Below are 13,601 nucleotides of genomic sequence, written 5' to 3' on the forward strand. Positions count from 1 at the left end.
CTATCGACCGACGGGTTCCGCCCCGTATTGGAAAAATTCTCCCCACGCCCGATGCCGCTGCCGGGCGATCGGCGGCAGATAGTGTGCCCGCAGCGCCCCCGGCGTGTGGTCCGCGAATATCGACACATCACGGCACAGATGAGCCTGATCCGTGTACCCACACTCCATCGCGACATCGGCGGCAGCCCGCCCCGCCACCAAACCATCTACCGCAGAGCGGAATCGAACCAGCATCGCCGCCCGCTTGGGTGTCAACCCGATCTGCGATTCGAACCGCGCCCCCAACCGCTTACGACTCCAGCCAACAGATTCCGCGATCGCCCCGATCCGCACCTGCCCACCGGAGGCGACAATCCGATCCCACCCGTGCAACACCTCCGGATCAGGCGTCCGCATCGACCTATCACACTGCGCCAGAAACGATTTCGTCACCGCGAACCGCTCATCCCAAGTCCGGCCGGCCGCAAGTTGCTCCCGCAACAGCCGAGCCCGCCCTCCCCAGAGATCCTCCAGCGCGACCGCACCCCGCCCGAAATCGCTTGGGGCAACACCTAACAGCGAATAAGCCCGCACGGGCGACAACCGAACCTCGACACACTCCGCCCGCTCACTACGAACCCGCATAGCTTCGACAGGCAGCCCGACCACGAACCCCCCGAGCGCCCGCCGCCCGACAGCATCCTCGACGATCACCTCACTATCCCCGAATCCGATCACCACGGTGATCGCCGCCGTCCCGGCCACCCGAAGATCCAACCCCGAGCCCCCCACATCGCGGTAACCGATGATCGCGGCCCCCGACGGCCCGCCCTCCCCCGGAACCGCGAAATCCCACTCCACCCCGGGCTCGAGCCGCACAGCATCCACCCATCCAGGCTACGGAAAAGTCCGAACCTTGGGCACGATGGACGGGCAGCCTCCCCAACAACGCCAACGATGGCCACCGGACGAGTTCGGGCATGGATGGGACGAAGAATTGGCGCTCGAGCGATGGAAGAACGAATGATCAGCGTGATCTCGTACCTGAAGGATTCGGACGGCGCGTTCGTGCCACTGGGAGAAGTCGACTTCGCACCTTCGAATCCCCGTCACGTGGAGGGCGCCATCGATTTGAAGATCAACGGAGTCACCATCCTCGACAAGACGCTGTGGGACGACGTCGATCAGCTCTGGGCGTACATCGTCGATGCGATACGCGATCTCCGCACCAACGGCGAGAGCGACACTTCATTCCCGGATCAGCCGATAGATCTGTCTTTTCGCCGGACAGGCGGAGGCCGCGTTCTCGTGACGCTGGAAAGTGGAACCATCAAGCAGCGCAAGGTATCCGTGGATGAATCGGAATTGACCGTCGCACTATGTGGCGCCGCTGACGCTTTCCTTGCCCGATTGAGTGAAATCCTCCCGATGAACAGGCTCGCGTACGAGGCCGCGTTGAGCGGACTGGCCGATACCTGAAATATCGGCGTCCAGCTCGCGCATATGTGAAATATAAACAGTTCGCAGATGCCGGGTTTGCGGCGAAGCCGACTCGAGGAGATTTCCATTACCACCGCCCCTTGTCTCCAGCAGCCGCCGAACTCCTTGCCGCGCAGTAGGTTCAGCGAGGCTGTTTTTCAGCTGCGAGCCGCGCCGTCGGGCCAGACGATATCGACAGGAAGGTTGTTGTCTCTGGCGAGTTCTACGACTGTGCCGGTGCCGCCCTGCTCGCTGGGCTGACCGTCCCAAACCGCGATCAGCCGGTCACACGTTCCGACGACGGCCGCGTTGGCTGCTTCGTAGGCTTCCTTGCCGGCGTCGTCGAACTCCATCACGTGCACGGTATCCGCGCGGGATATCAAGGTGTCGAATAGTTCGGCATGGTCCGGCTTGACCTTGCGCTGCCGGTAATTACGCGACGGTAGAACAACTTCCAGTCGTCCACCGGCATCAAGCACGGCTTGGGCGAATATGCTGTCGGCTCCGCGCGCGATACAGCTGACACCGACCAGTTCTGCCGGATCGCCCGCCTCGGCGAGCAGGCGGGCGATCTCCGCGTAGACCAGTGAGACCGACTCCGCGGTGATGTTCATGTGCCCGGTGACGCCGATGCGAGTCATGGTCACTTCTATACCGGTCCGCGACCCAGTCGGTGCATCCTGTCCCGCAACTCCGCCACCGCGCGGACATTCGCCACGTACTCGGGGTGCCGTAGCTGATCGAGACCGGTGGGCGCCGCGTGATCGAGTCGGCGCTTCGATCTCGGATCAAGACCGGAACGTGCTGTCCCGTGACGGGATCGGTTATATAGCTCAAAGCTATTGTCGCAGGTAACGCGTAGCCTGGGCATTGTCGATCATTACAACGACGTTTGGATCGAGCTCGTGTCCGGGAAGTCCCAAAGCTGGTGGCGCGGTGCCCTATTGTCTCAGCTGGCTCGATCATCGGGCAGCGCCGCGGTGCTGTTCCTCGTGCTGGACGACGGCACCGAAACCTTTACCTTCCCGCGCCTGAATTGGCTGATCGTCCTCATCGCCTCGATCTCGGTGATCGGCCTGGCCGTGCTGATCGCCATCGCGGTCAGCAGCGCGCATTTCGACGAGCCGTCCACCCCGAATCCGCCCGCCACCTGCAGCCTGTTCTGTCCGACGCCGACGTGATCGCGCCGCAGATTCAGCGGGGCTGACAGGTGGGGCACCAGAACAGGTTTCGGCCTTCCAGGACCGAGTGCAGGACTGTGGTTCCGCAGAGGCGGCAGGGGTCGCCGGCTCGGCGGTAGACGTAGGTGCGGGGGCGGTCGGCGGCGTAGGAGGGGGCGCCGTGGTCGTGTTCGGGGTGGACTACGACCATTACGCCTTCGCGGACGCCTACCTTCATCAGGACCACCAGGTCGGACCAGATGGCTTGCCACTCTTCGTGACTCAGCTGCTTACCGGGGCGTTGGGGGGATATGCCGTGACGGAAGAGAACTTCGGCTCGGTAGACGTTGCCGACTCCGGTTAGCATTGAATTAGTTCACCCTTGCCGACATTGGTTCGGCTAGGAATCGTATGGCAAGAGAACGAAGCTATCGAAGCCCCATAACGGACGCAGCGTCCGAAAATGGCGCTGGTCGAGCGTCATAATTCGGTCGGTACGTTCCCGATCTGCGATAACCACATTCGAGGCATCCGTGATGCCGACGTAGTCCTGGCTGTATCGGTCGAGGATGGTCAAAGCCGCAGCGTGATGGTTGGACGTCCACGCCGCCAGGTCATACGCGCCGCCGGCCACATCGGAGGCGAAGTCGTGCGCCGCGCGGGACCCGAGCCGGGTGTAGAGCATGTAATCCGCCTCAGCAACAACCATCGGTGAAACCACAAGTCGCTCATCGGCTTTAGCGATGATCTGCGCCAGTTGCCTATGCTCCGCGTACGCCTCGTCGAACAAGGCGAGGATTGCACTCGTATCGACAATTATCGTCATTTAGGCCCCGAAGCCCTGGCCGAGCTCACGGTCGATCTCTTCGGCCGAAAGTGGACGCTGGCTGCGATAGCCCCCCACAGTAGGCTTCGGCCGCGCACCGACCTTGCCCAGCAGGTGGTCGAGCGCCTGCCCCAGAGTTAGCCCGTTCGACGCCGCGACCTCGAGCAGGCGATCTCGGACGGCTTTGGGCACCTTAATGGTGGTCATATCAGACATACCACTAGTATACCGCCATACTCACGGTAGTCCCGCAGTTCAGCGGGCAGTCAACGGGCCGCCGAATACAGGACGGTCGTGCCACACAGGCGGCAAGGTTCGCCCACACGGCGGTAGGCATAGGCGCGGGAGCGGTCTGCGGTCTAGGACGGGGTGCCGCACCCGGGGCGAACCCTGACCATCACCCACAGAGGACGTCTACCTTCATCAGCGCGACTGGGTCTACCTAGAGGCAAGCGGTTCAGTGCACCCGCCACACAGCACGGCGATGCGACCAGAGGTCGTCGACCGTCAGTTGGGAACGATTCAGCAAGAGACAGCACCTCGACAGAAAGCCGCATGTGCTCGGGTATCCGATTGCGCTTGGTGAATCCCGGCCCGGTCTGGAGAAATACCGGGAAGTCGCGGGAATCCCAGTCAATCAATACAGCCCCAAAATCGCCTGCGGTCGAAGTGTCCGACATTTTCCTCCGCATCTCTCTGGTAGCCCGAAGGTAGTCGCCTATTGGGCTGTCTGACCACCGACTTTGCGCCAACAGCAGGCCAAACCGGCCCCATTCGGGTACGTCTCGCGGAGCGGCCCGCCCACGATACCCGAGTAGACCCTAAGATCGAGGTCGGTGCACTCAGCCAGGCTGGCAGGTGGGGCACCAGAACAGGTTTCGGCCCTCCAGAACCGAGGCCAGCACCGTCGTCCCGCACAATCTGCACGGGTCGCCCGCCCGCCGGTAGACATAGGTCCGGGGGCGGTCGGCGGCGTAGGACGGTGCACCGTGGTCATGTTCGGGACGGACGACGACCATGACTCCGCGGCGGACACCGACCTTCATGAGATCGACCAGGTCGAACCAGATGGCTTGCCACTCTTGGTGACTCAGCTGCTTACCAGGGCGCTGCGGCGAGATACCGTGGCGGAAGAGAACTTCCGCGCGATATACATTGCCGACTCCGGCTAGCATCGAATAAGTTCACCCTAGCTGACCTGGGATAACAGTGCTACGGCCAAGATGGAGCGGCTCGCCTTCGAGCACTCCGGTCCCTGAGACATCAAAGTGCGCCCCGCACATACGCTGTGCACCGAATGCTGGGGTCTTGAAGAGCATTTGGCGGGCCGGTAGCGTCGAATCCGCCCAGGTCAGGATGGAGATGTTGTGGGAATTAAGGCGTGGTTGACGACCGGCAAACGATCCATCGATTTTGTCCGGGCAGCCGGTAGGGAGGAGCCCGAGGCGCTGTTCTCGATCGGTGGCTATTACTTCCGACGTGGTAACAAGGGCAAGGCCGAGCACTGGTATCGGGCGGCAGCAAATGCGGGCGAGGCCAACCATGCCGGATCGGCCTTCAACCTGGCCGTGCTGCTCGATGAGCGGGGAGAGGATGGCGATGCCGAGCAGTGGTATCGCAAGGCCGCCGAACGAGGTCACATCGATTCGACGTTCCAGGTGGGATTTCTGCACCATCAGCGGGGTGAGGACGAAGCGGCCCGCGAGTGGTGGCTGCGCGCTGCCGAATCAGGCAACGTCACAGCGATGTTCAACTTGGCCACGATCGCGGCGGATGAAGAGGCTGAATCGTGGTATCGCAAGGCAATTGAAGGCGGGGATGCCGACGCGATGAACAACCTCGGGCGGCGCTACGAGACGCGCGGCGACCATGCCGAAGCCGAGGCGCTCTACCGGGCGTCGGCAACGGCAGGCAATGTATTTGGAATGAACAGCTTGGCACTCCTGTGCGAAGAGCGAGGCGAAATCGCGGAAGCTGAGCAGTGGTATCGCCGGGCAGCCGAACAAGGGGGAATCGCCGCGGCCGCCAATCTCGGAAACCTGCTCAATCGGCGCGGAGAGCGCGCATCGGCCCGCGAGTGGTGGCTGCGCGCGGCGGAAGGAGGCAACAAGACTGCGATGTTCGATCTGGCCTTGACCGCACCCGATGACGAGGCCGAAGCGTGGTACCGCAAGGCAACCGAAGCCGGTCATGCCGACGCGATGAACAATCTCGGTGCGCTGTACCGCAAGCGCGGCGACAATGCCGAAGCCGAGTCGCTCTACCGGGCGTCGGCAGCGGCAGGCAGTGCGGTTGGGATGAGCAACTTCGCCGACCTGCTCAGGAATCAGGGTGACACCGTTGAAGCCGAGCAGTGGTATCGGCGTGCTGCGGAGGGCGGCCATCTGAACGCTATGAATGGTCTGGCAGAGCTGTTGGTCAGTCGAGGCGACTGTGCTGAAGCCGAGCAATGGCACCGCAAAGCGGCAGAGGGAGGGCACGCTCCGTCGATGTACGAATACGGCAAACTTCGCCTCGACCATGGCGATCACGCCGAAGCGGAGATTTGGTGGCGCAAAGGTGCCGCGGCAGGAGATGAGTTCGCGATCTGCAACCTCGCGACGCTGCTCGGCCAACAGGGACGAGACGACGAGGCCGCGATATGGCGTGCGCGCGCCGCAGAGCTAGGCCACGAACCTCAATAGCAACCTGGTTCAACGAGGCTGACAGGTGGGGCACCAGAACAGGTTTCGCCCCTCCAGTACCGAATACAGGACGGCAGTGCCGCAGAGGCGGCAGGGGTCGCCCGCGCGGCGGTAGACGTAGGTGCGGGGACGGTCCACGGCGTATGAAGGTGCGCCGTGGTCGTGTTCGGGGCGAACCACGACCATCACGCCGCCGCGGACGCCCACCTTCATGAGGCCCACCAGGTCGGACCAAATGGCTTGCCACTCTTCGTGACTCAGCTTCGCGCCGGGGCGCTGCGGTGAAATACCATGGCGGAAAAGGATTTCCGCGCGATATACATTGCCCACCCCGGCGATGACCTTTTGGTCCATGAGGAGGGAGCCGATGGAGCGCTGGGAGCGGCTGATTCGGTGCCAGGCTCGGTCGGGGTCGGCGTCTGGGCGGAGGGGGTCTGGGCCCAAACGTGCTGTGAGAGCGTCTACTTCGGGGTCGAGGAGGATTTCGCAGGTGTTGGGGCCGCGCAGGTCTACGCCGTAGGGGTCGCCGGTGTTGCCCGCGCCGATCAGGCGCATGCGGACCTCGCCTACGGGGGCGGGCATGGGGACGGGGGATTCGTAGAATTTGCCGTAGAGGCCCAGGTGGATGTGGACTACGAGGCCCGAATCATAGTGGTGCAGTAGGTGTTTGCCCCAGGCTTCGGCGCCGGCCAGGACTTGGCCGTCCAGGCGTGCGGCCTCCGCGGCGAAGCGGCCCTGTGGGCTGGAGACGCGCACCGGCGCGCCGGCCAAGCGCTGCTGATGCAGCTCGGCCAGGCGATGCAACGTATGCCCTTCGGGCACGGATCACCAGCTTTCTGGAGGCGATAAGGGCGCCGCCGCGGACCCAAGTTCGCGGCGGCGCAGCGTATTCCGGGTGAGCGGTCAGTACGCGGGGACCTCGGGGGCGATGCCGGTCTTCTCGTAGTCGGCGAGGATGTCGATGCGGCGCTGGTGGCGGGCCTCGTCGGACCATTCGGCGGCCAGGAAGGCGTCGACGATGGCGAGCGCCTCTTCGGTGCTGTGCATGCGGCCGCCGACGCCGATCAGCTGTGCGTTGTTGTGCTGACGCGCCAGCTGCGCGGTCTCCACGCTCCAGGCCAGGGCGCAGCGGGCGCCGGGGACCTTGTTGGCGGCGATCTGCTCGCCGTTGCCGGAGCCGCCGAAGACCAGGCCGAGGCTGCCGGGATCGGCGACCGTGCGGCGGGCGGCCTCGATGCAGAAGGCCGGGTAGTCGTCGACGGCGTCGTACTCGAGTGCGCCGCAGTCGACGACATCGTGGCCCTGGGACTCCAGGTGGGACTTGACGTTGTTCTTCAGTTCGAAGCCGGCATGGTCGGCACCCAGGTATACGCGCATGGCAGCGATTCTCTCAGGGCCTGCCGGACGGCATTAACGGTGGGTGAGCGGGTGCGCGAATAACAGGGTGTCCACCTACCCGGCCTCCGACTCGAGGGTGTGCCATGCCGTCCCATGACCGCGAAGAACGACTGCCCACTTTGACTGCCCGGCACACGATCAGCGGTCCCGCATGGAATCCCGTCTCGGGGATCACCGGATGGGATCCCGCGACGGGTCCGCCGGGATGGGGGCCGGTGGTGCCCGATGAGACGCGACCGCAGCAACTGCCACCGCGAATGCCGATGGATCCGCACGTGCGGGGGTTGTCGCCGTTCGGCTTGCCCGCGCGGCACAGCTGGGAGATTCCGCTACTGGTGATCATCGTCGTACTGACCGTATTCGCTTATCCCTACGCGGTTTACGCCGTAGGGCGCGGCACCGACAATGTGTACCTGTCGATTCTGGCGTTCGCGCCGATTCTGGTGTGGTTCCTGCGCGGATCACAGTGGGGGCAGGCCCGGGTGCAAGGAGTCAAGATGTCCCCGACACAATTCCCGGACGCGTATCGCATGGTGCAGGAGGCCGCCACCCGATTCGGTATGAAACACAGCCCGGACGCGTATGTGGTGCTCGGCAATGGTCAGATCAATGCGTTCGCGGCGGGTCACGGCTTCCGGCGGTTCGTGGTCGTCAACAGCGATCTGTTCGAAATCGGCGGGGCCGCAAGGCAACCCGAGGCGCTGGCCTTCGTCATCGGTCACGAGGTCGGGCATATCGCGGCGGGGCACACCTCGTATTGGCGGCAATTCGGCACGGTGCTCATGCAATTCGTGCCGGTGCTCGGTCCGGCACTGAGTCGCGCGCAGGAGTACACCGCCGATAATCACGGCTACAGCTACTGTTTCACCGGCGCGGCCGGAGCCATGACCACGCTGTCCGCGGGCAAATACCTGGGTGTCCTGGTCGGTTTCGATGAAATGGCCGATCGCGCCTTCACCGAAACCGGCTTCTTCGTCTGGCTGACCAATCTGCAGGCGAGTCATCCGGTGAACACCTGGCGCATGTGGGCGCTGCGTGATCGCAGCCGGCACGGGAAGCTGTTTCTGCGGCCCGCTCCCTCTGCCACATAGAGTTCTGTCCATGACGTCCGACGATCAGTCGCAGCCGCCGAACGCACCGCAGGGGATTCCAGCCAGCACCGGTCATCCGGGATGGAATCCGGTCACGGGGATGTCGGGTTGGAATCCGCAGGTGGGCCCGCCGGGATGGGTTGTGCAGCCGGGGTATTCGCCGCCGCAGATCCCACCGCATCAGCAGACCCGCGGTCTGTCCCCGTTCGGTATGCCCGCCCGGCACAGCTGGGAGATTCCGCTGCTGGTGGTCATGGTGGTGCTGACCGTGCTGGCCTACATGTTCGCGTTGTTGCTGCTGTTGACCGGCAGCCTGGATCAGTACGTGCTGCTGCTGGTGTTCGCACCGCTGCTGCTGTGGATCGGGCGTGGCATGACCTACTCGACCCAGCGCGTGAATGGCGTGAAAATGTCGCCGACACAGTTCCCCGAGGGTTATCGCATGGTGCAGGAGGCGGCCGCGCGCTTCGGAATGCAGACGGTTCCGGACGCGTATGTGGTGCTCGGCAATGGGCAGATCAATGCTTTCGCCTCCGGACACGGTTTCCGGCGCTTCGTGGTCGTCTACAGCGATCTGTTCGAAATCGGCGGCGCAGCACGGCAACCCGATGCCCTGGCGTTCATCATCGGGCACGAGGTGGGGCATATCGCGGCCGGGCATGTGTCGTATTGGCGGCAGCTGGGCATGTTCCTGGGCCCGTTCCTGCCGATCATCGGCAATTCGCTGATTCGCGCGCAGGAGTACACGGCCGACAATCACGGCTACTGCAACCGGCATGTGGGTGCGCCCACCGCCATGCAGACCCTGGCCGGCGGCAAATACCTCAATACCATTGTCGGATTCGACGAAATGGCCGATCGCGCACCGCAGGAGAAGGGCTTCTTCGTGTGGATCGTGAACGCCATGTCCAGTCATCCGGTGCTGACCTGGCGCATGTGGGCGCTGCGGGATCGCCGTAAGCACGGGCAGTTGTTCCTGCGCCCGGCCCCGCCGCAGTCCGCGCAGCCGCCCGCACCGTACGGCGGTTATCCGCAGTCGCCGCCGAGTGGATACGGCAGCACCACAACATATTTCCCGCAGTGAACGCCTGCCGGGCCCGCAGCGATCGGCGGACCCGGCATTGTTCTGCCCAGCCTGCGAAACTCAGTCGAACTCGGGATCCTCGTTGCGCGTGCGCTTGATCTCGAAGAAGTGCGGGTAGGAGGCGAGCGCGACCGCGCCGTCCCACACCTTGCCCGCGACCTCACCGCGCGGAATCCGCGACAGCACGGGTCCGAAGAACGCGACGCCATTGATGTGAATGGTCGGGGTGCCGACATCCGGCCCGACCTTGTCCATTCCGGCGTGATGCGAAACCCGCAGCGCCTCGTCGTAATCGGTGCTGGTGGCGGCGGCGGCCAGGTCGGCGGGCAGGCCCGCCTCGGCGAGGGATTCCGCGATGATCTTGGCCAGCATGTCCTCGCGCGGGCCGTCCGTCTCGTAGTCGGCGCGGCGGTTGTGCAGCCGGGTACCCATGGCGGCGTACAGCGCGGGCAGCACCTCGTCACCGTTCTTCTGGGCCGCCGCGATGGCCACCCGCACCGGACCCCAGCCGGTCTTCAGCAGCTCCTCGTACTGCGGCGGCAGCCCCTCACGGCCCTCATTGAGCACGGACAGGCTCATCACATGGAAGTTCACATCGATATCGCGGACCTGCTCGACCTCGAGGATCCAGCGGGAGGTGATCCAGCACCACGGGCACAGCGGATCGAACCAGAAATCGACCCGGTCCTTGTTGGTGTCACTCACGAGTAGTCCCTTTCGCAATCGTCGGCCGGGCATGGCCGCCCTTAAGCGCAACAATGCACCTTCTTGCCGTTATTTCCGCCAAGGCACACCTGTTCCGGACTAGGGTCGGATCATCAGCCTTCGTCGTCGGCAGCCGCGGATGGGCGGCGCAGGGAGGTCCACATGACCACGGCATCAAGGTTCGTCATAGCGGGTGGTGGGCTGGCTGCGGCCAAGCTCGCGCAAGCCCTGCGCGCCAATGATTTCGACGGGACGGTGACACTCGTCTGCGCGGAGGAGTTACTACCTTACGAGCGGCCACCGCTGTCGAAGGAGTGTCTGCTCGGTAAGAAGACGCCCGAGGACGCGATCGTGGAGCCCTCGCAGTGGTATCGCGATCACCATATCGAGGTACTGCTCGGCACCACGGTGACCGGAGTGGATCGCGCGACGAAAACCATTGCGCTGCCGGATGGTACGACCATCACCTACGACAAATTGGCTCTGGCCATGGGATCTCGGCCGCGACGCCTGCCGATTCCGGGCTCCGACGCTGCCGGGGTGTACACGCTGCGCAATGCCGAGGATTCCCTCGCGCTGCTCGAAATGTTCGGCACCGCAACACGACTCGTGGTGATCGGCGCCGGATGGATCGGCCTCGAGGTGACCGCCGCCGCCCGCAACGCCGGACTCGAGGTGACCGTACTCGAAGCACTGCCGATGCCGCTGCAAACCGCGCTCGGACCGGAGATGGGCGCGGTCTTCGCCGACCTGCACCGCGAACACGGCGTGGACCTGCGCTGCGACACCAAGGTCGCCGCGATCACCACCGCCGAGGGCCGCGCCACCGGGGTTCGACTGGCCGATGACACGCTCATTCCCGCCGATGCGGTGCTGGTCGCGGTGGGCGCACGGCCGAATATCGAACTGGCGGTCGATGCCGGACTGGCCACCGGCGACGGTGTCCTGGTGGACGAGAGCCTGGCCACCAGCGATCCCGATATCGTCGCCGTCGGCGATATCGCCGATCAACAGCATCCGATACTGGAACGGCGAATTCGGGTGGAGCACTGGGCGAATGCGCTCAATCAGCCCGAAGTGGCCGCCGCCACCATGCTCGGCAAACCCGCCGTGTACGACCGGCTGCCGTACTTCTTCACCGATCAATACGACCTGGGTATGGAGTACACGGGGTATGTCGCGCCCAAGCAGGCCGCGCGGGTGGTGGTGCGCGGGGATCTGGGCAAACGCGAATTCGTGGCGTTCTGGCTGGACTCCGCGAATCGGGTGCTCGCCGGGATGAACGTGAATGTCTGGGATGCGGGCGACCGGATCAAGGAGATCATCCACGGCGGGGAGGCTGTCGATCCCGATCGGCTGGCCGACACCTCCTTGCCGTTGTGACAGACCTCCCATGACGACCATCACATCCCCGCGGTCCGAAGTGTGTCGAAATCGCGAGCCGGGCTCCGACCTATCCGTGAAAGCACCGAACATAGGAGACGACCGTGAAGTACATGCTGCTCAAGACGTACAGCCCCGCCGCCTTCTGCGATACACCGATCAGCGAGTGGGCGCCCGAGGAGATCAAGGCACACATCGACTTTCAACGCGCACTCGGCGAGGAGCTCGCCAAATCCGGTGAACTGGTGGACGCGCAGGGGCTGGCCTGGCCGGATGAGGCGCGCGTGGTCAGCTCGGACGGGCGGTCCGCGGCCGTGGTGACCGACGGGCCGTTCCCGGAGACCAAGGAATTCCTGGCCGGATACTGGCTCATCGATGTGGATTCGCCCGAACGGGCACTGGAGATCGCCGCCCAGGCTTCGGCCGGGCCGGGACCGGGCGGGACACCGATCGGCGAGTACATCGAGGTGCGTGCGGTCATGGGCGCACCCGCGAGCGATTCGTGACCATCCGGAATGGGGCACGGATCGACCACGTATGAAATCGAGGACCTGCTGCGCGAACTCGCGCCGCAGGTGCTCGGCGTATTGGTGCGGCGATACGGGGATTTCGACACCGCCGAGGACGCACTGCAGGAGGCGATGCTGGCGGCGGCGACACAGTGGCCCGTCGAAGGAAAGCCGGACAATCCGCGCGGATGGTTGATTCAGGTGGCATCGCGGCGGCTCGTGGACACCGTGCGAGCCGAAGTGGCGCGGCGCAATCGGGAAACCGCGACCATGCTGCGCGAAGTACCCGCGGCGGCGGAACTCTCGGACGCGGTGGACGGGCGGGATGACACGCTCACGCTGTTCTTCCTGTGCTGCCATCCGGTGCTGTCCCCGGCGAGCGCCATCGCATTGACGCTGCGAGCGGTCGGCGGACTCTCGACAGAGGAGATCGCGCGCGCCTTCCTGCTACCGGAATCCACCATGGCACAGCGGATTTCGCGCGCGAAGAAACGACTCGCCGCAGTGGACAGACCCTTCGCCTCCGGCGAAAACCATTCCGCCGCCGGGGAATCCGGATATCCCGGGGCCTGGCGCGAGCGGGTCGGCACCGTACTCCAGGTGCTGTACCTGATCTTCACCGAAGGCCACACCACGACCGGATCGCAGCTGCGCCGCAATGACCTTTCCGCAGAGGCGATTCGGCTCGCACGCGCACTGCATCGACTGCTGCCCGATGATTCCGAGGTCACCGGTCTGCTGGCGCTGCTGCTGCTCACCGACTCCCGGCGGGCCGCTCGGACCGGGCCACACGGCGAGCTCATCCCGCTGGCCGAACAGGATCGCGGCAAGTGGGAGCACGGGAGCATCACCGAGGGGATTCGGCTGGTCACCGGGACGCTGCCCGGCCGGCTCACCGGGCCGTATCAAATCCAGGCCGCGATAGCCGCGCTGCATTCGCAGGCATTGCGCGCCGAGGACACCGAATGGGATCGAATCCTGTTGCTGTACAGCAGGCTTGAACGGTTGACGCCCAATCCGATGGTGACGCTCAATCGTGCGGTGGCACTGGCCATGGTCGAGGGACCGCGGGCGGGATTGGATCTGGTTGCCACCATCGAGAACGCGCTGAGGGGGTCGCATCGACTGGAGGCTGTTCGCGGCCACTTCTATGAAATGGCAGGCGATTTCGAGTCGGCCATCGCCTCGTACTCGGCCGCCGCGCGCCGCACCACCAGCATGCCGGAACGTGATTACCTGATGCTTCGCGCTGCGCTGCTTCGGAACTCATTGTGAGAGGTGGATCCCGGCCGAGAGCATGCCG

Annotated in this window: 15 protein-coding genes and 2 pseudogenes; 8 read left to right on the forward strand and 9 right to left on the reverse strand. The window is 64.5% G+C overall.

Annotated features, from left to right (window positions below; all coding sequences use genetic code 11):
* The gene (locus GFY24_RS17520; RefSeq protein ID WP_309230969.1) at window positions 1–867 is read right to left on the reverse strand and encodes a helix-turn-helix domain-containing protein; all 867 of its coding nucleotides are present in this window, start codon (window positions 865–867) and stop codon (window positions 1–3) included.
* Window positions 868–1,002: 135 nt separating this feature from the next.
* Between GFY24_RS17520 and GFY24_RS17525 the strand changes: the two genes are divergently transcribed.
* Complete coding sequence (locus GFY24_RS17525; RefSeq protein ID WP_153806099.1) at window positions 1,003–1,458, forward strand: hypothetical protein; 456 nt, start codon at window positions 1,003–1,005, stop codon at window positions 1,456–1,458.
* Between the two features lie 158 nt (window positions 1,459–1,616).
* Here GFY24_RS17525 and GFY24_RS17530 read toward each other — a convergent pair whose 3' ends face one another.
* Entirely contained in the window at window positions 1,617–2,099 is a 483-nt protein-coding gene (locus GFY24_RS17530) for a hypothetical protein (RefSeq protein WP_153806100.1), read from the reverse strand.
* 264 nt (window positions 2,100–2,363) lie between these two features.
* Here GFY24_RS17530 and GFY24_RS17535 point away from each other — a divergent pair, with 264 nt between their 5' ends.
* Window positions 2,364–2,639 carry a hypothetical protein gene (locus GFY24_RS17535; RefSeq protein ID WP_153806101.1) on the forward strand — a complete coding sequence of 92 codons (276 nt, stop codon included), beginning with the start codon at window positions 2,364–2,366 and terminating at the stop codon, window positions 2,637–2,639.
* Window positions 2,640–2,652: 13 nt separating this feature from the next.
* Here the strand turns inward: GFY24_RS17535 and GFY24_RS17540 are convergent.
* The 4 genes and pseudogenes from GFY24_RS17540 to GFY24_RS17555 form a co-directional block, all read right to left on the reverse strand.
* Window positions 2,653–2,985: pseudogene (locus GFY24_RS17540) on the reverse strand (zinc finger domain-containing protein); the annotation flags it as partial.
* Window positions 2,986–3,018: 33 nt separating this feature from the next.
* Window positions 3,019–3,444 carry a PIN domain-containing protein gene (locus GFY24_RS17545; RefSeq protein WP_153806103.1) on the reverse strand — a complete coding sequence of 142 codons (426 nt, stop codon included), beginning with the start codon at window positions 3,442–3,444 and terminating at the stop codon, window positions 3,019–3,021.
* Window positions 3,445–3,660 carry a hypothetical protein gene (locus tag GFY24_RS17550; RefSeq protein WP_153806104.1) on the reverse strand — a complete coding sequence of 72 codons (216 nt, stop codon included), beginning with the start codon at window positions 3,658–3,660 and terminating at the stop codon, window positions 3,445–3,447.
* Window positions 3,661–4,286: 626 nt separating this feature from the next.
* Window positions 4,287–4,622: pseudogene (locus GFY24_RS17555) on the reverse strand (zinc finger domain-containing protein); the annotation flags it as partial.
* 189 nt (window positions 4,623–4,811) lie between these two features.
* On the opposite strand from GFY24_RS17555, the gene GFY24_RS17560 reads away from it, so the two are divergent.
* Window positions 4,812–6,128 carry a tetratricopeptide repeat protein gene (locus GFY24_RS17560; protein WP_153806106.1) on the forward strand — a complete coding sequence of 439 codons (1,317 nt, stop codon included), beginning with the start codon at window positions 4,812–4,814 and terminating at the stop codon, window positions 6,126–6,128.
* Window positions 6,129–6,137: 9 nt separating this feature from the next.
* Here GFY24_RS17560 and GFY24_RS17565 read toward each other — a convergent pair whose 3' ends face one another.
* Window positions 6,138–6,950 (reverse strand): DNA-formamidopyrimidine glycosylase family protein, encoded by an 813-nt coding sequence (locus GFY24_RS17565; RefSeq protein ID WP_309230970.1) that lies wholly within the window; start codon window positions 6,948–6,950, stop codon window positions 6,138–6,140.
* 81 nt (window positions 6,951–7,031) lie between these two features.
* Window positions 7,032–7,505: a ribose-5-phosphate isomerase gene (locus tag GFY24_RS17570; RefSeq protein ID WP_153806107.1), complete on the reverse strand. Its 474-nt coding sequence runs from the start codon at window positions 7,503–7,505 to the stop codon at window positions 7,032–7,034.
* A gap of 104 nt (window positions 7,506–7,609) precedes the next feature.
* Here GFY24_RS17570 and GFY24_RS17575 point away from each other — a divergent pair, with 104 nt between their 5' ends.
* Together GFY24_RS17575 and GFY24_RS17580 are read left to right on the forward strand one after the other, a co-directional pair.
* Window positions 7,610–8,617, forward strand: coding sequence for a M48 family metallopeptidase (locus GFY24_RS17575; protein ID WP_153806108.1), 1,008 nt, complete (start codon window positions 7,610–7,612; stop codon window positions 8,615–8,617).
* Window positions 8,618–8,717: 100 nt separating this feature from the next.
* Entirely contained in the window at window positions 8,718–9,701 is a 984-nt protein-coding gene (locus tag GFY24_RS17580; RefSeq protein ID WP_153806251.1) for a M48 family metallopeptidase, read from the forward strand.
* A gap of 60 nt (window positions 9,702–9,761) precedes the next feature.
* Here GFY24_RS17580 and GFY24_RS17585 read toward each other — a convergent pair whose 3' ends face one another.
* Window positions 9,762–10,406, reverse strand: a complete 645-nt coding sequence (locus tag GFY24_RS17585) for a DsbA family protein (protein WP_309230971.1) — start codon at window positions 10,404–10,406, stop codon at window positions 9,762–9,764.
* Window positions 10,407–10,568: 162 nt separating this feature from the next.
* Here GFY24_RS17585 and GFY24_RS17590 point away from each other — a divergent pair, with 162 nt between their 5' ends.
* The 3 genes from GFY24_RS17590 (at window position 10,569) to GFY24_RS17600 (ending at window position 13,573) form a co-directional block, all read left to right on the forward strand.
* Window positions 10,569–11,789, forward strand: coding sequence for an NAD(P)/FAD-dependent oxidoreductase (locus GFY24_RS17590; protein WP_153806109.1), 1,221 nt, complete (start codon window positions 10,569–10,571; stop codon window positions 11,787–11,789).
* Window positions 11,790–11,893: 104 nt separating this feature from the next.
* Window positions 11,894–12,295 (forward strand): YciI family protein, encoded by a 402-nt coding sequence (locus GFY24_RS17595; protein WP_309230972.1) that lies wholly within the window; start codon window positions 11,894–11,896, stop codon window positions 12,293–12,295.
* Between the two features lie 9 nt (window positions 12,296–12,304).
* The gene (locus GFY24_RS17600) at window positions 12,305–13,573 is read left to right on the forward strand and encodes an RNA polymerase sigma factor (protein ID WP_153806110.1); all 1,269 of its coding nucleotides are present in this window, start codon (window positions 12,305–12,307) and stop codon (window positions 13,571–13,573) included.
* The last annotated feature ends 28 nt before the right edge of the window (window positions 13,574–13,601 follow it).

Source organism: Nocardia sp. SYP-A9097 (assembly GCF_009649815.1).
Classification (GTDB): domain Bacteria; phylum Actinomycetota; class Actinomycetes; order Mycobacteriales; family Mycobacteriaceae; genus Nocardia.

Excerpts from the sequence above, each read along its gene's own strand:
- GFY24_RS17525 (WP_153806099.1), top strand. The coding sequence starts at position 1,003 with ATGATCAGCGTGATCTCGTACCTGAAGGATTCGGACGGCGCGTTCGTG.
- GFY24_RS17530 (WP_153806100.1), bottom strand. The coding sequence starts at position 2,099 with ATGACTCGCATCGGCGTCACCGGGCACATGAACATCACCGCGGAGTCG.
- GFY24_RS17545 (WP_153806103.1), bottom strand. The coding sequence starts at position 3,444 with ATGACGATAATTGTCGATACGAGTGCAATCCTCGCCTTGTTCGACGAG.
- GFY24_RS17550 (WP_153806104.1), bottom strand. The coding sequence starts at position 3,660 with ATGTCTGATATGACCACCATTAAGGTGCCCAAAGCCGTCCGAGATCGC.
- GFY24_RS17570 (WP_153806107.1), bottom strand. The coding sequence starts at position 7,505 with ATGCGCGTATACCTGGGTGCCGACCATGCCGGCTTCGAACTGAAGAAC.
- GFY24_RS17575 (WP_153806108.1), top strand. The coding sequence starts at position 7,610 with ATGCCGTCCCATGACCGCGAAGAACGACTGCCCACTTTGACTGCCCGG.
- GFY24_RS17580 (WP_153806251.1), top strand. The coding sequence starts at position 8,718 with ATGTCGGGTTGGAATCCGCAGGTGGGCCCGCCGGGATGGGTTGTGCAG.
- GFY24_RS17590 (WP_153806109.1), top strand. The coding sequence starts at position 10,569 with ATGACCACGGCATCAAGGTTCGTCATAGCGGGTGGTGGGCTGGCTGCG.
- GFY24_RS17600 (WP_153806110.1), top strand. The coding sequence starts at position 12,305 with ATGGGGCACGGATCGACCACGTATGAAATCGAGGACCTGCTGCGCGAA.